This is a genomic window from Enterococcus sp. C74 (genome assembly GCF_040887125.1).
Classification (GTDB): domain Bacteria; phylum Bacillota; class Bacilli; order Lactobacillales; family Enterococcaceae; genus Enterococcus_B; species Enterococcus_B hirae.
Genome location: NZ_JBFOFA010000003.1, coordinates 358,812 through 380,483, shown reverse-complemented (window position 1 = coordinate 380,483; position 21,672 = coordinate 358,812). Strand labels below are relative to the sequence as shown.

The following is a 21,672-nucleotide window of genomic DNA, read 5'->3' as shown; positions in this document are numbered from 1 at the left end:
GAAAAAAAGTTGCAATCATTCGCAACTTTCTCTTGATTTGTTCTTTAGTTTTTTGTAGACTCACGCAAGATAAGATCCGTTTCTACAATGATTTTTCTCGAAACAGGTGCTTTTTCATTCATCATTTGTAAAACGGTCTCTACCGCCAGTTCCCCCATCCATTCCGTGTGAACTTTGACTGTCGAAAGAGCTGGGGAAACATATTTTGCTACACTAATATCATTGAATCCGATCAATGAGATATCCTCAGGTACTTTCAGACCTTTTTCGTTAATTGCCTTCAATGCGCCGATCGCTAGTGTATCATTTGCTGCAAACAGCGCCTCAAACGAATACTGTCCACTATCTAAGTATTCTTTGACTTTCCGATAGCCAGATTCAACTGAAAAATCTGCTTCAATGATCGTTGTAGTCAATCCTTTACCAGCCATGATTTGTTGGTAGGCGGCAATCCTTGGGTCATCAATCCGTTTATGTCCTTTTTTGGTGTATTCCCTACCAGCAAGCATTGCAATCGCTTTTTTATCCTGGTTAAAAAAATAATCAATCACTTTTTGGATACTTGTTTGAAAATCAACGATTAATGAATTAATGTTATAGGGTGTTCCATCAAAATCAACTAATAACAGATTGCTTTGTGTCTGCTTCAATTCAATCAACTGCTGCTCATCGAATTTTCCTAGAGCAATCGTTCCATTTGTCGGTCTATCACTGATAGCGTCCCACGTTTCCTTTAGCAAAGTCACATTTGATTCCTCTGCCTTTTTCTCTATTCCCAAACGAATAGCAAGATAATAGAGATCCTCTAATTCTTCTTGATCATTGTACCATTGGATCAAACGCAACGACTTTTGATTCAACGATGTGTTTCTATGATGCTTCGTGTAATTCAACTCTTCAGCAGCCTCAAAAATTTTTCTTTTCGTTGCTAGGCTAACTGATAACTCCTGATCATCATTTAAGACTCTTGACACAGTAGCAGGAGAAACCCCTGCCAACTTTGCAATATCTTTAATCGTTGCCACTTGTTTCTCCTCCTATCTATTCCACTCGGGCATTCTTCTTAAAGCGTTGCAGTAAAGCGTTGGAAAGCTTCTTGACCTTTTGTATCGCGTTTGAATACCCCTGAATCTTCCAACACACGAGCAAAAACTTTACCAATAGCTTGCTGAACGATCTCTGTTACTGTTTCAGTTGTCACATTTGGATGGTCGGCTTTCAAGCCCTTCGCCCATTCCATGTGATACTCAGCTATCTTATTTTCTTGTCCAAGCAAATACTTTTCTACTTCTGCCATTTCTGATTTTAAACGAGGTGGTAAAACAGCTAATCCCATGACTTCGATCAAACCGATATTTTCTTTTTTAATATGCTGGATATCTCGGTGAGGATGGAAAATCCCTTCTGGATATTCGTCAGAGACATTGTTATCTCGTAACACTAAATCGAGTTCAAAATAATTTTCGCGTTTTCTAGCAATTGGTGTAATCGTATGATGGGGCGTACCATCTTTAGAAAATGCCGTCACTGCTACCGCAGGATCTGAATATTGTTGCCATTTTTCTAAAATACTATTAGCAGCTTCCACTAGGATTTCTTTCCCCGTCGCTTGCAGACGAATGACAGACATCGGCCATTTGACAACACCTGCGATTACTTGAGGATAATCCGATAATTTGATTAATCGTTCGATTGGAGCTTTAGCCATTGGAAATTCATGGCGCCCTGCTTGGTAATGGTCATGTGACAGAATCGATCCTCCAACAATTGGCAGATCTGCATTTGAACCAACAAAGTAGTGTGGTAAAACCTCTGTGATTTTTAATAAACGTGAAAATGTTTCTTTCGTAATCTTCATAGGACGATGCTCTTCTGACAAGATGATCGAATGTTCATTGTAATAAGCATATGGAGAATACTGAAATCCCCAACTTTCCCCATCAAGATTCATTCTGATGATTCGATGATTGGTGCGAGCTGGATAATTTAAACGTCCTTTATAGCCTTCATTGTTCATACAAAGCATACACTCAGGATAATCAACTTTTTTGGCATGTTTTTCGGCAGCAATTTGCTTAGGATCTTTTTCAGGCTTGGATAAATTGATCGTAATCTCTAATTCGCCATATTCCGAAGGATACGTATACCTGATATTTTTCGCAATCGCTCTGGTTTTGATATAATCATTTCTTTTACTCAATTGATAAAAGTAGTCTGTTGCTTCTTCTGGATTTGTTGCGTAATGTTGTGCAAAAAACGCATTGACTACTGATGGTGGTGGTGTTAAAAAATCCATTAATTGTGCTTCAAAGATTTCGATTTCAGCTGGTAAATCAGTAACCACTTCATTTTTTTTGGCTTGTTCGACTAACCGATCAAGTAACACCATCGATTCTTCAGAAACAGGGCGCACTTCAGTGTTTTCCAAAGCCTCTTCGCCGATCATTCCCAAAATTCGATTTTGTAAATAAATTCGATCCATTTCCATCCAGCCACCAGCTTCAATTGCTAGTGTCGTAAAATCACAAATCGTTTGACTGATTGTCATCTTCTCTCTACTCCTCATAACCATGGGGATGACTCACATGCCAATCCCAGGCTGTTTTAATGATTTCTTTTACATCTGTGTAAGCTGGTCGCCAACCTAAGATTTCTTCAGCTTTAGCACTAGAAGCGACCAACCGGCTTGGATCTCCGGCTCTACGTGGTGCCACCTTAGCTGGAATTTCTCGATTTGTTACTTCTCTAGCCGCTTCAAGCATTTCTTTGACGGAGTAGCCTTGATTGCTCCCTAGATTAAAGAAGTTACTTTCATTCCCCGCTCTTAAATATTCTAAAGCTAAGATATGGGCATCAGCCAAATCTTCCACTTGAACATAATCTCGGATGCATGTTCCATCGGGTGTATCGTAATCATCACCGTAAATCGCCAAAGAATCACGTTGGCCTAGAGCTACTTGGAGAATAATAGGAACTAAATGCGTTTCTGGTGTGTGATCTTCCCCAATCGATGCATCTGCTTTTGCACCTGCTACATTGAAATAACGCAATGCTACATATCGCATGCCATAGGCTTGGTCACACCATTTCATCATTTTTTCCATCATCAATTTGCTTTCACCGTACGGATTTTTTGGATTCGTAGGAGTTGCTTCGGTAATTGGTGATTCTGTAGGTTCACCATAAGTGGCTGCTGTAGATGAAAAGACAATCTTCTTCACATGATATTCATGCATCACTTCTAACAATATTTGCATACCATAGACATTGTTATTAAAATACTTCAATGGTTTCTCAACAGACTCTCCCACTAATGAACTAGCTGCAAAATGAAGGACTCCTTCGATCGTTTCTTTTTCAAAAACAGACTGTAAAAAAGATTTATCCCGAATGTCACCTTTGTAAAATTGTGCTTTAGGATGAATTGCTGCTTGATGCCCCGTTAATAAATTATCCACTACTACCACTTGATAGTTTTGATTGATCAACCGATCAACAGCATGTGAACCGATATAACCTGCGCCACCCAATACCAAGATTGCCATGAAAACACTCCTTTTTTTACAAAAGCAGCAAAAAGTACGTTTTGGATCGTTTGAAACTATGACCCTTTTGTTTCTGTTGCCTTTGCTATTTATTTAGTAAATTTATAATAAAACATTTAGTAAATATTTTCAAGGAAAATTTGTAAAGGTTTCCAATAAATAGACGTCAGACTAGCCTTTTTTTTCAATTTGTTACATAATAGAAGCAACAACTAATAAACGAGGTGGATTTAATGAAAAAATTTGTATCTGGAATTTTAGTCGGTAGTCTTGCAACAGCGGCAGCTGTTGCTGGATTGGTAGCTTCAGTTAAAAAAACAGTAATCGATCCCATTGATGAAAAAGAAACAATGATCGAAGAAAATCGTAAAAAAGCGATGCGTAAACGTGTAGCTCGCTAATCTTTAAACGATTCAAGAAAATCATCCCTTTTATAACCCAAAGAATCATTATTAATTAGTAAAACACAACCGATCTTAAAAGTTAGATGAATGATCTAGCCTTTAGAGTCGGTTGTGTTTTTTGCTTCAATTGGTTGTCCTTCCAAGAATCAGCTGTGCCACTTTATCGATTTGCCTCAAATTCCAAGCATCGGTATATGGTCGTGAGACTGTAGCTGTCAACCAATCCACACCTTCGACCGGAATCCCTAAACAATATAAATTTTCTTCTAGCTCTCCCTGTTTGTTCCAGACTTGATTGGTGCTTAGTTTGATATCAATTGCACCAGTTTCATACACGCCAGTCGTGTCCTGATAAGTAAAAGGACGAATCAGCTGATGTTTTTTCAAGCTATTTAATGCTGGGTTCTTTGTTTGTGTCAAATCAGTCTGCGGGAGTCGGGCTTCAATCAAGTAGCGACTTTCAATCCGTTGTCCCTCGTTTTCTACGATAAAGAAACCGGCCTCTGTTTTGATTTCCAGCGGTGGGGAAACGATTGTGAAAATACCCGCATCAATCAGAGCGGCTAATTCTCTTGTCCGAACAACTGGCGGACCGATCGTGAGAAAAGCATTGAGCTTAGTAAACCAACCCCATAATACTTCTCTATATTCTTTGGCAGTGAAGATGCCCCATTCAATGACCAAATGGACAGGATCACGCCAATCTTTTAACGCATCAAAAGCTGAAGCAAGCGCCCCAGTACAATTTCCTTTCATTGATTCATTGATTTGATAATCAATAAACCTTCGACTTTCTTTTTGAAAGTCATGCTTCTCATGATAGATAGGCGTTTCAAAAAAATCCCACTCCCATTGATAAGGCTGTAATTCAGGAAATTGTTTTTGCCAATCACTTTGATCACGTGTTAAAAAGATTTGTTCAAATAATACTGGTGAAATAGCTAGATGTTTTTCCTCAATTAATTTCTTATAATAAAAAAGTTCGACATCTTTTTTTAGCAAGTCGAAAAACAGTTTCCCAGTTAATTGTTGATTTTGATAAAGCTTTGCTAAATTTTCTTTGGTGATCAATTTAGGAACAGCCATTGCTCCTCCCCGTTTTTCATTTTTTCCTCGAGGAAAATAGGGCAACCCTTTTCTAGACCCGCAGTATACGATCGGCTCACGTCCAGACGGCAAATATACCAATTTCTCTCCTTGTTTTTCAAACTTACCTCCTCTATTCTCGGTAAGTAAACCTACATAATCAAAAAAACTTAGACCTAATCCTCTAAGAATCACTGTGGCTTTTGGCGGAATAGTTTCTACGGAAACATCAGCTGGATTTGCTGGCGGTTGGTAGAACAATTGCTCTTTTTCAGCATAGTCATAAAACCTTTTCTCGTCTTTGGATACTTTATTTTCCCAATGTCCCGTAGTCATCACTAACTGATCTACTACTAAATGCTGTTCGTTTGTTTTCAAGTAAAAACCTGTCTTTATCTTATCAATCTCTTTCACTAAGGATCGAACGATAGTGAATGAATGCGGTGCTAATTTTTTTAATTGTTCATAAAACCACTGCTGGTACAAGCCATAAAAACATCTGGTAGCTGGTTCATTGGCACGTAAGCGCTCGGCTTCTGCCAAAAAAAATTCTTTATTCACAAACTGTTGCTTTTCGATATACTTTTTCGCCTCTGTTTGGCTCCATTGATATAAATTAGGCCCCGGTGAAATCTCTCCGCCACTTGTTAATGTTTCATCTGTAAAAAGCGTAACTTGCTGAGAGACTGAGTTCATCAATAACTCTGTTGGTTGATCGAGCCGCCAGACTCGACCACCAGGCCCATCAGGATCGAATAAACAGATCTGGATATGTTGGTTTTCCCGATTGTTTCGGATCAATCGTTCTACCATGCTTAGTCCTCTGGGGCCTGCCCCAACAATGCCAATAATCATCGATTCAGCTTCCTTTCCATCAACGCTTTTAGCACCACGGCTTGATTTTGCTGTTCATTCTTTGCACCATAAACTAAGGTCACAATTGGATAGTTTTGACAGAGTTCAGCTAACTGCTTGACTGCCAATTGCTTTTCTTGATCTGTCATTAACTCTTCTAGGTATTTTTCTTCAAAAACAGGAAAACGCTCAGGAAGATGTCCAAAGAATTTTCTCAACTCAGTACTTGGTGCAATCTCCTTTAACCATAGATCAATCTGTGCTTTTTCCTTTGATATCCCTCTTGGCCATATTCGATCAACTAAAATTCTAAAGCCATCACCCTTTTCGCGCGCACTGTACACTCTTTTCAGTTTGATCATTTTCTCCATTTCTTTCATTGCTTATACATTGATCATAGCATAAGTGATTAGATTCTCCTTTGATTATGTCATAGCAAAAAATCGTGGCTTGATTTCTGTTAGTACTCCTTAAATACTAAATTTCAATTTTGCACGCTCTATGGATACTTGCTAGTGATTCCTATCTCCCTTTTCTAGAGGAACAATGTGTTGGCATTGATTATTATTATGACAAGCATCATTAGTTTCGCTCGATTGTCGTCTCAATATTTTTTTTAAAGGTACCCCACCCTTATCCATTTCAATTTCTTGACAATTTGTTATATTCTCTGGTTTATCTGTGTTACTCTTTCTGAAAATGTTTAACGATTGACCCCACTTCTTAATCCTTTTCCTGAACGTTAGCTTTTCAGTTGTCAACTTACTTGTTTTTTGTTCTTGAATGCTTTCTGGTTTTGAACTATCTTTTTGTTCGACCGATTGATCTTCTATTATTATTTGTGGAGAATCTATTGCGCTTTCTATATTTTCTATAACCACAGAATTGGTTATAGAGACTTTACTTTGGCTTGGACCATCATGGTTGATTAAGCGTTTTATGTTATAGTCCTTTACGACCTGCTGATATAATTGGGCAGAAAGATCTAGTGAGTATAATACTCTCCCAAGTTCAGATTGCTTTACCTTCTTATTTATAATCTTAGACACAACCGATTCAACGATCTCCTCATATGTCTTTCCTTTTAATTTACCAGCTAGTGAAACCTCAATCGTTCCAACAAGTTTATCAAGTTCCTTTTTTCTTTTTTCTGTTATTTCTTCTTTTTTTACTATTCCTGCAGGTTGTTGCTCAGTGAAAGTTTCATTAGATATTTCTGGCATTGCCTTTTCTCCCCCATTGTTTGATTTATCATTGAATCATCATACATGACGTACGCAATGGAGATAGAACTTTTATTTCTAAAAAGAATAAAATTTAGTATTTTATCTTGTGCGATCTAATGAATCCTTTTTATTCCCGTTGCCTAATCGAATAATCAGTCATGCAATTTTCTAAAAAGTATCTGTTACTTTATATACAAAAACTTCTGATAAATTGGCTCTGTCATTTGTGGAACTGATGAATGTATCAATCCAAAAAAGTAAGACCAAAATCTAACTTCTGGTGGTTACTACAGAATCAAAGTTGATCCTTCAGCCCCATTTTCCTTCCAAATGAAATAACAAAAAATCTGAGACAGAATGAGGTTCATTCTGACCCAGATTTGACTTTACACGACTCATCAGGATTGACCGATAATTTGACGTCATGACGTTCTATACTTTTTTACTTTTAATCTTGCCAGACCAGCCATCATATCCACCTTTTAAGATATAGATATCTTGGTAGCCAGCTTTTCTTAACTTATTCGCTGTACGAATACTTAAGCTTTTCTTTTGGTCGTAGATATACACCGGTTGATCTTTTCGGATAGATCCTAATGAATCTTTTAAAACAGTATAAGGGATATTTCTTGCCCCTAAAATATGTCCTGCATCAAACACGTCTTTTTCACGAACATCAATGACTTGTGCCTTACGCATCCCATCACGAAATTCTTCTTCTTCCAGTGTTTTTGCAGAACGTTTTGCCATTACTCGTAGATAAACTTCCCAAAACACAATAGCAAGAATAATCAATAGCAAAATGATGTTAATTACCCATAAAACCATGTCATTCCTCCACGTTATTCCGCAAATTTCAAGGCTAATGAAGCAGCACCGATCACGCCAGCTTCATTTCCTAATTCTGCTAATTTGATTTTTGTTGATTGTTGTACTTGAGGGAACGTAAATTGGTTGAAATATTTTTCAACACGACTACGTAAAAATTCCCCGGCAGCAGATACTCCGCCGCCTAAAACAATACTTGATGGGTTCATAGTGTTCCCTAGATTACCGCAAGCTAATCCTAAGTAGAAACAAACACGATCAACGACCATCAGACCAAATGGATCGTCTGCTTGTGCCATTTCAAAAATATCTTTACTTGTTACTTCTTCTCCATTATCAAGCATTGCTTTTAATTTTGAATCTCCGGCATACTCTTCTGCTAAGAAACGTGCTAAGCGAACTACACCTGTTGCACTTGAAACTGTTTCTAAGCACCCTCTTTTACCGCATGTACATTCAAAACCTTCTGGGTCCACTGTAATGTGTCCAATCTCGCCACCTGCACCAGCAACGCCGTGGATCAAGTTCCCAGCAGCAACGATTCCGCCACCGACACCCGTTCCTAAGGTAACAAAAATAACGTCAGGATCATTTTCCCCTGCACCTTTCCAGCGCTCACCTAAAGCAGCAACGTTCGCATCGTTATCAATAGCAAATTTGATTCCAGTTCCTTCTTCAATTTGTTTTTTTACGTATTGAAGTTCAGTCCAATTTAAATTGTAGGCTCCGATCACTGTACCTGCTTCACTATCGACACTTCCTGGTGTTCCCATACCGATTCCGATGAAATTTTCAGCATTCATGTTATATAATTTGATACGATGATTTACTGACTCGATAATTTCCGGAATAATATGTTTACCGTCATCCAATATATTGGTATCGATGCTCCATTTTTGTTGAATCTCTCCTTCTGGTGTTAGAATTGCAAATTTTGCTGTTGTTCCACCTAAATCAATCCCAATAATTTTTTTGTCCATTACAAGTTTCCTTTCTTTCGGCTTTCTTCCACTCGGTGCTCTCGTTTTAGTATGCGCCACGCTGTCATGTATGTATCATGATCGATCAAACGACTGTCATGAAGATTCTTCAATTCAATCGTCATTAATTCAATATCATAGATACGTGACCCAACATAGACAAAGATGCCAAATCGTTTGAGCAGTTGTTGCACGTCATATAAGCTCTCCATCTCAAAGCACTTCCTTCACATTATACAAGTAATCCGTAGTTTTTTAAACCCAATAAAACACATATTATCAAAAGAAATCCAAAAACAAGCGTAGATAGGATTTTTTGATGAATCGAGTAATTGGTCACTTTCTGTGGTAGGCCGATGATATTTCCTATAAGCAAGCCACCAACAATCCCACCGAGATGCCCCCAGATATCGACTGAGGTATCCGTCAAACCAAATACAAAACTGATAACAATAAACAACATGTAATGACGAATCAATTGGCGAACCTGAGAGTTATTTTTGAAATGAAAACCAAGAATGAATAACGCACCAAACAAACCAAACAAAGAAGTACTTGCTCCACCAGATAGAACGCCAAGATCGTTGAATGCAAAACTCGCTGCATTCCCAAGGATACCACTAAACAAATAGATCAAGAAAAAACGCCAATGGCCGTAGAGTGTTTCAATTTGGTCTCCCATAAAATATAAAATCAAAGAATTCATGACAAAATGCACCAGTCCAAAGTGAATGAAAATCGGTGTAATAAACCGCCACCATTCATTTCCAACTACAATAGACGGCCCAAACATGCCTAAATATGCTGGAATATTTAAAAATGGAAAGAACTCCATCATTGCAAACACGATGGTTTGTATCGCTAAAAACAAATAAGTCAAAATTGGTCTTCTTAGCCAAGCGTTTAATTTTAATTTCTGTTGATAATTCATGTAACCCTCCTTATTATTTATCGATAAACAAGTGTTGCACTTTTTTATCAAAACTTTCTGGTACCCATTGATTGTTTATTTGTTCTTGAAAAACCAGACTACATGTCTGGTTCGGATAATTGGCTAGATAGCGATCATAGTAGCCTCCACCAAAACCAATCCGATAACCATTTTGATGATAAACAACCCCTGGAACGATCAGCAAATCGATAGCGTCCGGTGAAAAAGAATGATCAGATAATGGCTCCAGTACGCCAAAAGCGGTGCGTTCAAATCGGGTATCCGGATCAATTTTAAAAAAACACATTTGACGTTCAGGCAATGTCTTAGGAACAAGTATGGTTTTACCCTCTTCCCATGCCTTTTCAATAATTGGGGTCGTAGCCACTTCTATCTCATTTGCCATCGTCAAACCAACCACTTTTGCTTGCTGCCATTCATTACTTTGAAAGAGTTGTTGGTAAATTTTTTGCTCTTTTTGCTGCTTCTGTTCACTTCTAGCAATCTTTTGTAAATTTTCAATGCCAAGTTTTCTAAGTTTTTCTTTAATATGACTCAAACGTATCAACCCACCTCTCGTTAAAATGGTAGCGGAAAATAGTAAAAATAGCAATTTAACTTTTTAAATAAAAAGAGTTTTATAAACAGAATTTAAGACATCACTCTCACTCTTTATTCTAAAAACGAGTAAACGGTGTTCACGCATCAGCTCTTTGAAATAAGCCTGAATTTTTCAAAACATGAGAAGCTGTTAAAAAAAATTCTTTCTTATTGTCATTGGAGCTTTCCGATGCCTTCACGACCTCTGATTCACTCTTTTCATTTGAATAGACAGAATAATCGTAGTCTCAAAATAACGAGAAACTACTTTGGGAAACACTGCTTACTCAACACAATCGTTTCTTCCCCGTATTTATTTTCTAAGCAATCGTTTGTTTGGAAAATAATAAATATAAGAAATATGGAGCTCCTAGGACCGCAATTAAAATCCCAGTAGGAATCTCACCACTTGGTAGAATCACTCGTGTAAGAACATCTGCAATCGTTACAAAAAATGCCCCAAATAATCCACTCAAGATCAAGGACAGTTGATTTTCTCTTCTGACGACAAATTTAGCCAAATGAGGAGCTAACAAACCGACAAAAGATAAGCTGCCAGCTACCGCAACGCTTCCGCAGGCTAAAGCAACAGCGAGTATCAATAGGATTTTTTGACTTTTCTGCACGTCTAATCCTAGACTTTGCGCTCTTTCTTGACCAAAAGATAATAAACCAATTCGTCGACTGTAAATCAGCACGAAAGGAAGCAAAATGACTGCCCAAGGTAACAATGAGAAAACATATGGCCAACTAGCTCCCCAAAGTGAACCTGCTAACCATGCATTAACAAAACCATAGTTTTCTTTCGACAATTTAATCGTAAATAAAAGCATCAATGCCGACAATCCAGCATTGACTGCAATTCCTGATAGTAAAAGCCGGTTCATCCCTAAAAAACTATTTCTCGTATAAGCAAACAAGTACACAAGTAAAGCTGCAAGCAAGCCGCCTAGAAAAGCCACGATCAATAGTAAAAACGGAAAAGTTTGGTTGGCATAAAAGCCCAAATAAATCATAACGAAAAAACCTGCTCCAGCGTTAATGCCCAATATGCCAGCATCAGCTAGTCTATTTCTGGTAACTCCCTGCAAGATAAAGCCTGAAATACCTAAACACATACCAGCAAGAAGACTGATTAATAGACGAGGGGCACGAAATTCATAAACAATCAACTCTTGGATTGCCGAACCCTTCCCTTGAAACACCTCAGCTAATTGATCAAATGGAATAAATGGTGTGCCAATCATTAAACTTGCAACTATACTAACAACTAATAAAACAAATAAAACAACTAGTGATTGGTAACTTCTTTTCATCCTTGTTCCCTCCTTACTTGGAGTAGTAAAAACGGTACACCGATCAAGGAAATAATTAAGCCGAATGGCGTTTCAAATGGCGGATTGATCATTCGTGCAACATAATCCGCCAACATCACTAATCCTCCACCTACTAAAAAAGAGGCTGGTAAAACATACCGATAATCGGAACCAATGATTCCTCGGACGATTGGTGGAACCATCAATCCAATAAATGAAACTGGTCCAACTAACGACACCGCCATTGCAGCTAACCCCGCCACTAATACAAATGCAAAAAATCTGATCCGTCCAGGGTTACCTCCTAATGCCAAGGCATGTGACTCACTTAAGTTGACCAACGAGATGGAGCGACCTAGCAAAAAAGAGCCACTAACTGTCAACAGATAAATCGGAGCCAAAATTTCCAATTGATGCCAAGTGACATTCGCAGCGCCTCCCACGAACCAAAACGCCAAGTCTTGTTGCAAATTGAATAGTTGTGTCAGCGCTTGACTAATAGCTGTAAAAAAAGTACTGATCGCAACACCTGCTAAAATCAATTGAAGTGGATTCATCCCCATTTTTGAAAAACGTAAGAAACCAAAAACAAATAACGTAACTACCAACGAACCAAGTAATGACAGTAAAAAAACAGAAAAAGCAGAAGCTTGTGGCCAAAACGCAAAACAAAGAGCCATTGCAAGTGATGCTCCTGCATTAATTCCTAATAACCCTGAATCAGCTAAAGGATTCCGTGTCACCCCTTGCATCAATGCGCCACTAAGAGCAAAACAGCTTCCGACTAAGAAAGCCCCCAGCACTCGAGGCAACCGAATCGTTCGGATAATCAACTGCGATTGAACTGAGTCGTCAAATTTAAAAATCGCTTGCCACAAATTAGAAAAGTCGACAACCGCCGCTCCATTGGCTAACGCAAAGAAAAATATACTAACTACTCCTAGCAACAATAGGGAAAGAATCATTCGTTTCCTCTTTGTCTTCATTGTTCATCCTCCTTACGATCATTGATTAAATCGTAAGACAAAACAACGGGTTTATTCGTTTCAGGCAATTCGATGATCTGCGCTTCAATTTCATAGATTTCCCTCATCCATGACGTTGTGATTACTTCATCAGGTGTGCCTTGAACCACTATTTGTCCTGCTTTCATCCCAATTAAATAGTCAGAAAAGCGAGAAGCGTGATTGATGTCATGGATCGACATTAAAATGGTTGTCTGTTTGATATGATTGATCTCTTTCAGTAAATGTAAGATTTCCAATTGATGCGCAGGATCTAAAAAAGTGGTTGGCTCATCTAAAATCAAAATATCCGCTTCTTGGGCTAAAGCCATCGCAATCCAAACTCGTTGAGCTTGTCCACCTGATAGACTCGAAAGCTCTCTTTCTTTCAACTTAGTTAGTTGTGTCGCTTCCAACGCCCATTGGATAGCATGTAGATCTTCTTCATTTAATCCACTAAAAAATTTTTGATAAGGATAACGACCATAAGAGACCACCTCTTCGACAGTCATGCCTAAAGGGTGTTCACTACTTTGGGCTAACAGTGCAATTTTTTGCGCTAACATCTTAGGACTATATGTAGAAATTTCAGATCCATCTACGATAATCTTTCCTTCTTTGACAGGTAACAGTCGAGTAAAACTTTTTAATAAAGTTGATTTACCACTGCCATTAGGACCAATCAAACTTGTCACTTTTCCTTCTGGTATCTTGATAGACATTTTTTCAATCACTTGTTTATTTAAGTAACCCGTTGTAATATCAACAGCTTCAATCGTCGTCAAATTTTTCATCCTTTCCCTGAAAATCATTCTCAATTATGAAGCTCCTTCACAAATTCGTCAAGTTTTACTCAAAATGGCTCTTTCCCGAAAATAGTTGACATGACCACTATTGTCAGGAATAATATCAATTGAGAATGATTATCAATGAAAATCCCTTCAGGAGGAAAAAATGAAACTAAAAAAGAATATCTTTACCATTGGGGCCACAGTGTTGCTGCTTAGTTTACTTAGCGCCTGCTCTTCTTCAAATAATTCATCCAATTCAACTGACACAGCAGGTAATGAAACAACTGCAAAAACTCACCTAGTGACTGATGCCTTGGGTCATAAAGTCGAGATCCCTAATCAACCAAAACGAATCATCGGGAGTTACCTCGAAGACTATCTTATCGCTTTAGGTGAAAAACCTGTTGCTCAATGGACAGTTGGTAGTGGATCGATTCAACATTATTTACAAAAAGAATTAAAAGATGTTCCCACGATCTCTTATGATCTTCCGTATGAAAAAGTCTTAAGTTATGAACCCGATCTTTTATTGATCTCTTCTTCGGCTACAGTTGAAGGAGGTAAATACGAGCAATACAGCAAAATTGCGCCAACCTATGTCGTAAAAAATGGGAATGATGTCACTTGGGAAACCCAACTAAAAGATATCGGAAAAGCATTAAATAAAGAACAAGCAGCCGAAAAAATCATTACTGATTACCAAAAAAAGGTGAAAGCCACTAGACAAGAACTCGCAGATAAAATCAACGGCAAAACGGCTGCTGTTTTATGGGTAACGAATAACTCAGCATTTATGGTTAGTGAAACACGTTCAAGTGGAAGAATCATTTACGGTGATCTAAAATTTGGTGTGCCAAATCTAGTTACTGAAATCTCTAAAAATGCAACTTCAGATTGGTCAGCTGTCTCTGCAGAAAAATTAGCAGAGTTAGATGCAGACTATCTCATCTTAGTCAACAGTGATGAAAAAGCTGCGATGTTTAATGAAGCAACTTGGCAAAATTTAAAAGCGGTCAAAGAAAATCATGTCTTAGAATTTGGTCCTGAATCTAGTTGGCTCTATAATGGTCCAATAGCTAGTCAAAATATGGTCAATGATATCCAAAAAAATTTGAAATAAATCACCTGAACAAGAATAGACGTTCACCTTCCTTTCTTTACAAATTGGAGTGAACGTCTTTTTTTATTTAACTATGTGCTAAACCACTTTGCTCATTTTTTGCCATTTCTGAAATCGATGAGGGTATTGATTTTCTTGGTTGACAATTCCTTCATGTTCTTCCACTAATTCAAAACTTGTAAAATCGATTTCTCCAATAAATGTATCCCCCTCAAACTCTGCATCAATTAATGTTCGCCAGATGATTTTTGTTTCTGGTAACAAAGCTTGAAAAATTCGACTTCCTCCTGACACATAGATATCTTCAGGTATATCCTTGGCATATGCCAAAAGTTCATCAATCGAATGAAGGACTTCCGCATTTTTTTCTACTTTAAAATCTTTTTGAGTAGTTAACACAATGATATGCCGATAAGGAAGAGACAATTTGCCCATGCCTTCATATGTCTTTCTCCCCATCACTAATATTTTATCCATCGTATGTTCCCTAAAAAAACGCATATCGTTTGGTAACCTCCAAGGAAGCAGACCATCTTTTCCAATCAAACCATTCTTGTCTTGTGCCCACATTGAAATAAACATGTGTTTCATCCTCTCAAACTGAATTTGAACAAACGATTTCAATCATACAAGAAAAACGACCCTGTTACAAGAAAAAGAGTCGCTTGTCAGGTTTATGGTTTCATTCAACCTTCACTATTAAAAAAAGTCTAGCTTCCTAAAAAGGATTCTAGACTTACGCTGAACTAATTATTTAGTTTCACGGTGTAAAGTAACTTTACGTTCGCGTGGGCAATATTTTTGTTTTTCCAAACGATCAGGGTTGTTACGTTTGTTTTTGCTTGTTAGGTAGTTACGTTCTTTACAAGAAGTACACTCTAAAGTAATGTTTACGCGCATGTTTTTCCCTCCCATTTTTTACTAGAATCCTCTAAGATGACTCTCAGACTTGATTATCTTACCATGATTTCCACTAGATTGCTAGCCTTTTTACAAAATTTGTTAAGTAAAACTACTTGACGAAAGTGATCTAAATAACTACTTGCTAAACAAAATCTTTTCCTTTTCCAACTATTGCGCTTACACTTGAAATATAAATAATTTTTGAGGAGGAAGATTTTATGCCTTGGAATATGAAAGATTATCCGCCTGCAATGAAAAATTTAGAAGAGTTAACACGAAAGAAAGCAATCGATATCGGTAACGCCTTGCTTGCAGAAGGCTATCCTGATGATCGTGCTATTCCGATTGCTATCAAACAAGCCAAAGAATGGTCAGAAGATGCTACTTCTACTGAAAAAAAAGAGTTTTCTCAAGAAAAAAATCCAACAAAGCATGATTCTCATGACACAAATCCAAGAGCTTCTAAATTATTGACAGCCAAAGTGATCGTAAAATTTGAAGAAGATAAGTGGATGGTCCAATCAGAAGGAGCTAAAAAAGCAAGTAATCATTTTGATACGAAAGAAAAAGCGATTGAAAAAGGGAAAGAAATTGCTCAAAACAAAAACACATCATTAATTATCTACAAAAAAGACGGAACGAAAGAAAGAGAAATAAACTATTAATAAAAAACAACTCCTCCACAATAAAGGAGGAGTTGTTCACTGTTAAAAAGGAATAAAATCAATCCGCTCGAAGCGGGATGTTCTTTTGCTTCGCTAACTGATTACTTTTTAGACTGTTACATAATCGATTGCTTCAGCCTTAGGGATTTCTTCGTCAACGAAGAAAACTTTATACCAAGTTAAAAAGCTGAAAATCGTCCAAATTTTTCGTTGTTCTTCATGACGCCCTTCATGATGGTCATTTAACAACTTCATAATTTTTTCTTGATCAAAGAATTCTTTGGCAAAATCAGCCTCAAATAATTCTTTGACTTGTTGATAACCATGGTCTTCTTTCAACCAAGCTTTGATTGGTACTGGGAAACCAAGTTTTACACGGTTAGACCATTCTTCTGGCAAATGTTTATTTGCTGCTTGTCGGAAAATATCTTTGGTATTATTTTGATTTAACAGATACTTACTTGGGATCTGTTCTGCCAACCTCATCACTTCGATGTCAAGTAACGGTACGCGTACTTCAAGTGAGCTGGCCATTGATAATTTATCCGCTTTTAATAAAATATCTTTTGGCATCCATTGATGAAGGTCAACGTATTGCATTTTGTTCACTTCATCTTCGATTTTTTCAGTTTTAGCATAATGGACTGCCATAATCTCCTGAACGGAAGGAGCCTTTTGGTATTCTTGTGTTAAAATATCTGACGCTTCGTTTTCTTCAAACACTCGGGCATGACCAATAAAATATTCTTTCGCAGGAGCTAAAGATTCATATAAATGGATTCTACCGTGGAAGTTTTTCATCTTGCCAATTTTTCGTCCCAAGTTATAACGTGTTCCTTTTGGTAGTTTCTTCAACCCTTGAGCAATGACACGAATAACTTTTGAATTCGTATGGAACCCATAAGTTTGGTATCCCGCAAATAGTTCATCTGCCCCTTCACCTGATTGGACAACTCGAACACTTTGCGAAGCCAAGTTTGCTAAGAAATAAAGTGGGACACATGAAGGATTCGAATCTGGCTCATCTAAATGGTATTGAATCAAAGGAAAAGCTTTAAATGACATATCTCCATCGATGACAGCTGCTGTATTATCTAAGTCCAAAAGTTCTGTTAACTTTCTAGCTTCAATAGCTTCATTATATGTTTTATCATCAAACCCAATTGAAAAAGAATGATCAGGTTTTAATACAGAAGTCACATAGCTTGAATCTACCCCACTAGATAAGAATGAGCCAACTTCTACATCGCTGATCGTATGTGCTTTAATCGATGCTTCAACTGTTTCATCAATCTTATCGATCCATTCTTTCCGTGAATAGTTTTGTTTTTCTTCAAAATTAGCATCCCAATATTGATGAATCGCTAACTTATTATCTTTGTAAGTGAAATAATGACCTTCTGGCAAACGGTGAACCCCTTTAAAAAAGGTTTCTCCATTTAATGGTGAATATTGAAATGTCATATAAGGTTTCAAGGCTTCTTTATTCAATTCTTTATGAAAATCTGGATGTGGTAAAAAGCTTTTGATTTCTGATCCGAACATAAATGTGCCGTTCATTTCCGCATAATAATATGGTTTGATTCCAAAATGATCCCGAGCACCAAATAATTCATTGCGTTTATTGTCCCAGATTGCAAAGGCAAACATACCCCGAACCTTTTGTAATAGATCAGTTCCCCATTCTTCATAACCATGCAACAATACTTCTGTATCCGCATGTGTTTGAAAAATATGTCCAGCTGCAATCAGCTCTTCTCTAAGAGGTTGGTAATTATAGATTTCCCCATTAAAAATGATGACTTTTGTTCGATCTTCATTATAGATAGGTTGTTTTCCACCCTCTAAGTCGATAATACTTAATCTTCTAAATCCTAAAGCAACATGCTGGTCAATATAATCACCCGAACTATTCGGTCCCCGATGAACGATTCGATCCATCATGTCGTTTACGATTGCTTTTTTATTGTCTTTGTCGTTAATAAATCCTACAATTCCACACATTTTATTTTTCACATCCTAGATAATAATTACTATTACTTTGTTTCGTCCATAAGCATCTTATCATAGAGGCTATTAAATCTTGAAATAATAGCTCTCTTACAGTTTCGTCACATGAAATAACAGTGAATATTTTTGAGTTCTACTATAAAAAAAGTAGTCCTATTAATTAATTTAACATGTTTTGACTAAGGAAGCTATTTTGTTTAGCAAAGACTTGAAAAATATTCATTATTATTTAATCATCTCTATCATTTAACCAATCAAAAGATAGTCCTTACTAAATAATCCGCTCTAATTAAGTTACGAGCGATTTCCAATAAGACTTGTTTGATTTTACTCTTAAACCTTCTTGTCGTGAAAGAAATTCAGTTGGAACAATCTCGTTTAAAAACAAGAATATATTTTCCACTTACAAATAAACCTAACTAGATCTGACCTCATCTCGCCTAATATCTGGTTTATATTTTCATTTCTATTTCTTCGAACATAGCTGAGAAGACTTTGTTCGTTTACTTATCTCTAAAACTATATTTTTTTTGATTCATTCATGTTATTATTATGAAGGATCTTTATTGGAAAGGGTAATGTTATGAAAGTATCAATTGTGGTTCCATGCTATAACGAAGAAAAAACAGTTCCTCTTTTTTTTAACGAGGTCGAAAAATTTAAGGGAATACATGAATTTGAATATTTGTTTATTGATGATGGTTCAAGAGATAATACATTACAAGCAATCAAAGCATTAGCTAATGACCATGAATATGTACGCTTTATTTCCTTTTCTCGAAATTTTGGGAAAGAAGCTGCTTTATATGCTGGTTTACAAGCTTCTACTGGCGACCTTGTCTCTGTAATGGATGTTGATCTACAAGATCCACCTGATCTATTACCAGAAATGATTGAAACAATTATGCAATCTGATATTGATTGCGTCGGTACTCGTCGTTCGACTCGTGACGGTGAACCACCGATCCGTAGTTTTTTTGCTAAGAAATTTTATCAGCTAATCAATAAAATCAGTGATACTGAAATGGTTGACGGAGCGAGAGATTTCCGTTTAATGACTCGCCAAATGGTTGATGCTATCTTGGAATTAACTGAATACAACCGCTTTTCGAAAGGCTTGTTCAGTTGGGTTGGTTTTAAAACCAACTATATTTCCTTTGAAAACCGTGAACGAGTAGCTGGTGAAACCTCTTGGTCTTTTTGGAAATTATTTAATTACTCTATTGATGGAATCGTCAACTTTTCAGATGCACCATTAACAATTGCTTCATTCGTGGGGGCATTATCATGTATTGGTTCAGGTCTTGCTATTTTATTTATTATTTTACGTGCCCTGTTGTATGGTGATCCTACAGCTGGTTGGCCTTCCATGGTCTCGATTTTCTTGTTTATCGGAGGTATCCAATTATTGTGTCTTGGAATAATTGGCAAATACATTGGAAAAATCTTTTTAGAAACCAAACAACGTCCAGTGTATATTATCAGAGAGACTGAAAAAATTAATCCAAAAAACTATCAAAGCGAGAAATAAAAAAACTCAAGTTGTAACGATCTCAATAGTTAGTGATCTAACTGTTGGATTTCCTACAACTTGAGTCTTTTTTTATTTTCATCTATTTATGATGGTCAAAACAATGGTCCCAATCCCCAGCATAGTCAAACTAAATTGTACGAGTTCTGCTTTTTGCGGATTCCAGGTTTTCAACAATTCTTTTACCAGCATTAACACTAAAATTCCTACAACAATATATAAAATATAATAAGTTCTCATTCCTGAAGCCCAGATCGTAGGAGAAAATCCCATAATTATTCTTGAACAAGCGCCCATCATCATTAACAACATAAGAAAAGATGCTGTTTTTTTATTTTCAAAACTTAAGTAAATCCCTAGGAGCAAACAAGCCAATAAACCTAAAACAAGTAAAGTCGCTAGCCATGATCCAGGACGAGTAAGTGACAGATTCGTTCCAGTATCGGTAAATAGCTTTGTTAAGTGACTGCTATCCCATATTTGTGCACGACTATTGCCACGAATGTGTATAAAACTTTCACCCATCGTATTCCCTAGATAGATAATCAGATTCAAGAAAAAAGGTATAGCAGATAATAAGCGACCATAATAATTTTTGCACTTGTTATAAGAAAGTAAAAAAACAAATAAGAACAAAATTAAGAACAATACATTTGTATCTAGGAAAAAAGGTTTTCCAAAAGAAGAAATACCCAAATCCAATTTAGTAATAAACCCAAATTGATCATATTGAGGAAACCACTTACTAATTTCTTGAGATGTCCTGATGGCATTCCCCGGTGTTGTCAACGAAAATAGTAACTCAATAAAACTTATGAGCAATGGGAGAATCAATAAGCGATGATATGCTCTTTTATATAATAAATAGCCAGTTATAATGGCCGTTAAAGTAAAAAAGCACGCATTCACTTGTTCTTGGTTAGCAGCAAATATCAGGAAAGGCAAACTAAACCAATAAATACTAGGAGTGATAGCTCTTCCTTTTAAGCGTTGGAAGAATGGGAAAAAAGCGAATAAGCAAAATGAAACGGACCATTGATAATTCAAAGTTGTCGACTCCCAGCCTGTTTCCCCCATCACGGTAAGTGGGACTAAGCAGTAGACAGATGTAACTAGCAACACGTTCTTACCATCCAATTTTTCAAAAACATACTTACAAATCATCAGAACCGTGACCAACATGATGATTGAATTGACAAATTTCCACAGCAGAAAATGTTTAGAAAAAAACATCATAAACAGCTCTATGATAATTCTCGAACTCCAAGTTTTATAATGTTCGATCGAAGCTCCTAAATACCCTAGTTGGTCTAATCTATTTGAGTAAACTAAATCGTCTGCTCTAAATGATGGCATATATAGATTGAAAAATAAAAAACCAAGCCAAATAACTAAAAGCAAAAAAAATAATTCTTTATTAATTCTTTTTTTATTCCAGTACATTATTAAACTCCTTTTTATAATTTATCCCAGCAATTATAACACAGAGGCTTCTGTTTCCTATATTTTTTTCATCCTTTTATTTTTAAATAATGAACAAACTGGTCACTTTATCAAAAATAAACATAACAATTAACAGGTTTCATTCATTGGTTTTCCAAAGCGTTTGATCAACCATATTCGGCTAAAAAAGTATTCATTACTTGTTAATAAAACTTTACAAGAAAAATAAGTACTCCAAACAAATAACACTGCATAATTTTTGAAACATTCATAAATTCTCCCTTCTAAATGATATCGTTCATGAAGAGACAAAAGTTACAATAACTATCGATAGGCATCTGACGGAAATTCGGAATACAAAAAGAGGTTATGAAAACTTCGGGTAGCTCCAATGACAACAAGAAAGAATTTTTTAAACATCTTTCCATGTTTGA

General features: G+C 36.7%; 22 protein-coding genes. 4 read left to right on the top strand and 18 right to left on the bottom strand.

Annotation, left to right across the window (positions count from 1 at the left end; all coding sequences use genetic code 11):
• Positions 1-44 precede the first annotated feature (44 nt).
• The 3 genes from AB3H93_RS06400 to galE are packed head-to-tail and all read right to left on the bottom strand — an operon-like array spanning position 45 to position 3,545.
• Entirely contained in the window at positions 45-1,025 is a 981-nt protein-coding gene (locus AB3H93_RS06400) for a LacI family DNA-binding transcriptional regulator (protein WP_368020319.1), read from the bottom strand.
• 38 nt (positions 1,026-1,063) lie between these two features.
• Positions 1,064-2,548, bottom strand: coding sequence for a UDP-glucose--hexose-1-phosphate uridylyltransferase (galT, locus tag AB3H93_RS06395; protein ID WP_368020318.1), 1,485 nt, complete (start codon positions 2,546-2,548; stop codon positions 1,064-1,066).
• Between the two features lie 7 nt (positions 2,549-2,555).
• A complete protein-coding gene (gene galE / locus AB3H93_RS06390; RefSeq protein WP_368020317.1) occupies positions 2,556-3,545 on the bottom strand; it encodes a UDP-glucose 4-epimerase GalE in 990 nt (329 codons plus the stop codon).
• 233 nt (positions 3,546-3,778) lie between these two features.
• Here galE and AB3H93_RS06385 point away from each other — a divergent pair, with 233 nt between their 5' ends.
• Positions 3,779-3,946 (top strand): DUF3042 family protein, encoded by a 168-nt coding sequence (locus AB3H93_RS06385; RefSeq protein WP_010718848.1) that lies wholly within the window; start codon positions 3,779-3,781, stop codon positions 3,944-3,946.
• Positions 3,947-4,072: 126 nt separating this feature from the next.
• Here AB3H93_RS06385 and AB3H93_RS06380 read toward each other — a convergent pair whose 3' ends face one another.
• The 11 genes from AB3H93_RS06380 to AB3H93_RS06330 form a co-directional block, all read right to left on the bottom strand.
• Complete coding sequence (locus AB3H93_RS06380; RefSeq protein WP_368020316.1) at positions 4,073-5,890, bottom strand: FAD/NAD(P)-binding protein; 1,818 nt, start codon at positions 5,888-5,890, stop codon at positions 4,073-4,075.
• Complete coding sequence (locus tag AB3H93_RS06375; RefSeq protein WP_010737798.1) at positions 5,887-6,252, bottom strand: DUF488 domain-containing protein; 366 nt, start codon at positions 6,250-6,252, stop codon at positions 5,887-5,889. The genes AB3H93_RS06380 and AB3H93_RS06375 overlap by 4 nt, the downstream gene beginning before the upstream one ends.
• Before the next feature lie 150 nt (positions 6,253-6,402).
• Positions 6,403-7,113 carry a hypothetical protein gene (locus AB3H93_RS06370; protein WP_368020315.1) on the bottom strand — a complete coding sequence of 237 codons (711 nt, stop codon included), beginning with the start codon at positions 7,111-7,113 and terminating at the stop codon, positions 6,403-6,405.
• 435 nt (positions 7,114-7,548) lie between these two features.
• Positions 7,549-7,944: a rhodanese-like domain-containing protein gene (locus tag AB3H93_RS06365; protein ID WP_010737800.1), complete on the bottom strand. Its 396-nt coding sequence runs from the start codon at positions 7,942-7,944 to the stop codon at positions 7,549-7,551.
• 14 nt (positions 7,945-7,958) lie between these two features.
• A complete protein-coding gene (locus tag AB3H93_RS06360; protein ID WP_010718843.1) occupies positions 7,959-8,924 on the bottom strand; it encodes an ROK family glucokinase in 966 nt (321 codons plus the stop codon).
• Positions 8,924-9,136: a YqgQ family protein gene (locus tag AB3H93_RS06355; protein ID WP_010718842.1), complete on the bottom strand. Its 213-nt coding sequence runs from the start codon at positions 9,134-9,136 to the stop codon at positions 8,924-8,926. Before AB3H93_RS06355 ends, AB3H93_RS06360 begins: the two co-directional genes overlap by 1 nt.
• Before the next feature lie 20 nt (positions 9,137-9,156).
• The gene (locus tag AB3H93_RS06350) at positions 9,157-9,855 is read right to left on the bottom strand and encodes a rhomboid family intramembrane serine protease (RefSeq protein WP_063627259.1); all 699 of its coding nucleotides are present in this window, start codon (positions 9,853-9,855) and stop codon (positions 9,157-9,159) included.
• Between the two features lie 13 nt (positions 9,856-9,868).
• A complete protein-coding gene (locus tag AB3H93_RS06345) occupies positions 9,869-10,414 on the bottom strand; it encodes a 5-formyltetrahydrofolate cyclo-ligase (protein ID WP_010737802.1) in 546 nt (181 codons plus the stop codon).
• A 361-nt stretch (positions 10,415-10,775) separates the two neighbouring features.
• On the bottom strand, positions 10,776-11,771 hold the full coding sequence (locus AB3H93_RS06340; protein WP_053766727.1) for an iron ABC transporter permease: 996 nt from the start codon (positions 11,769-11,771) through the stop codon (positions 10,776-10,778).
• On the bottom strand, positions 11,768-12,757 hold the full coding sequence (locus AB3H93_RS06335; RefSeq protein ID WP_014834567.1) for an iron ABC transporter permease: 990 nt from the start codon (positions 12,755-12,757) through the stop codon (positions 11,768-11,770). Before AB3H93_RS06335 ends, AB3H93_RS06340 begins: the two co-directional genes overlap by 4 nt.
• A complete protein-coding gene (locus tag AB3H93_RS06330; protein WP_172595703.1) occupies positions 12,754-13,587 on the bottom strand; it encodes an ABC transporter ATP-binding protein in 834 nt (277 codons plus the stop codon). Before AB3H93_RS06330 ends, AB3H93_RS06335 begins: the two co-directional genes overlap by 4 nt.
• 142 nt (positions 13,588-13,729) lie before the next feature.
• On the opposite strand from AB3H93_RS06330, the gene AB3H93_RS06325 reads away from it, so the two are divergent.
• Positions 13,730-14,686, top strand: coding sequence for an ABC transporter substrate-binding protein (locus AB3H93_RS06325; RefSeq protein WP_368020314.1), 957 nt, complete (start codon positions 13,730-13,732; stop codon positions 14,684-14,686).
• 78 nt (positions 14,687-14,764) lie between these two features.
• Here the strand turns inward: AB3H93_RS06325 and AB3H93_RS06320 are convergent, their stop codons facing one another.
• On the bottom strand, positions 14,765-15,268 hold the full coding sequence (locus AB3H93_RS06320; protein ID WP_010737807.1) for a dihydrofolate reductase: 504 nt from the start codon (positions 15,266-15,268) through the stop codon (positions 14,765-14,767).
• Between the two features lie 168 nt (positions 15,269-15,436).
• On the bottom strand, positions 15,437-15,601 hold the full coding sequence (gene rpmG, locus AB3H93_RS06315) for a 50S ribosomal protein L33 (protein ID WP_002320810.1): 165 nt from the start codon (positions 15,599-15,601) through the stop codon (positions 15,437-15,439).
• 206 nt (positions 15,602-15,807) lie between these two features.
• Here rpmG and AB3H93_RS06310 point away from each other — a divergent pair, with 206 nt between their 5' ends.
• Positions 15,808-16,254: a DUF2188 domain-containing protein gene (locus AB3H93_RS06310; RefSeq protein ID WP_010718834.1), complete on the top strand. Its 447-nt coding sequence runs from the start codon at positions 15,808-15,810 to the stop codon at positions 16,252-16,254.
• Between the two features lie 108 nt (positions 16,255-16,362).
• Here the strand turns inward: AB3H93_RS06310 and asnB are convergent, their stop codons facing one another.
• Positions 16,363-18,258, bottom strand: coding sequence for an asparagine synthase (glutamine-hydrolyzing) (gene asnB / locus AB3H93_RS06305; protein WP_053766724.1), 1,896 nt, complete (start codon positions 18,256-18,258; stop codon positions 16,363-16,365).
• 589 nt (positions 18,259-18,847) lie between these two features.
• On the opposite strand from asnB, the gene AB3H93_RS06300 reads away from it, so the two are divergent.
• Positions 18,848-19,795 (top strand): glycosyltransferase family 2 protein, encoded by a 948-nt coding sequence (locus AB3H93_RS06300; protein WP_368020313.1) that lies wholly within the window; start codon positions 18,848-18,850, stop codon positions 19,793-19,795.
• Positions 19,796-19,873: 78 nt separating this feature from the next.
• Here the strand turns inward: AB3H93_RS06300 and AB3H93_RS06295 are convergent, their stop codons facing one another.
• The gene (locus AB3H93_RS06295) at positions 19,874-21,238 is read right to left on the bottom strand and encodes a DUF6056 family protein (RefSeq protein ID WP_368020312.1); all 1,365 of its coding nucleotides are present in this window, start codon (positions 21,236-21,238) and stop codon (positions 19,874-19,876) included.
• Between the last annotated feature and the right edge of the window lie 434 nt (positions 21,239-21,672).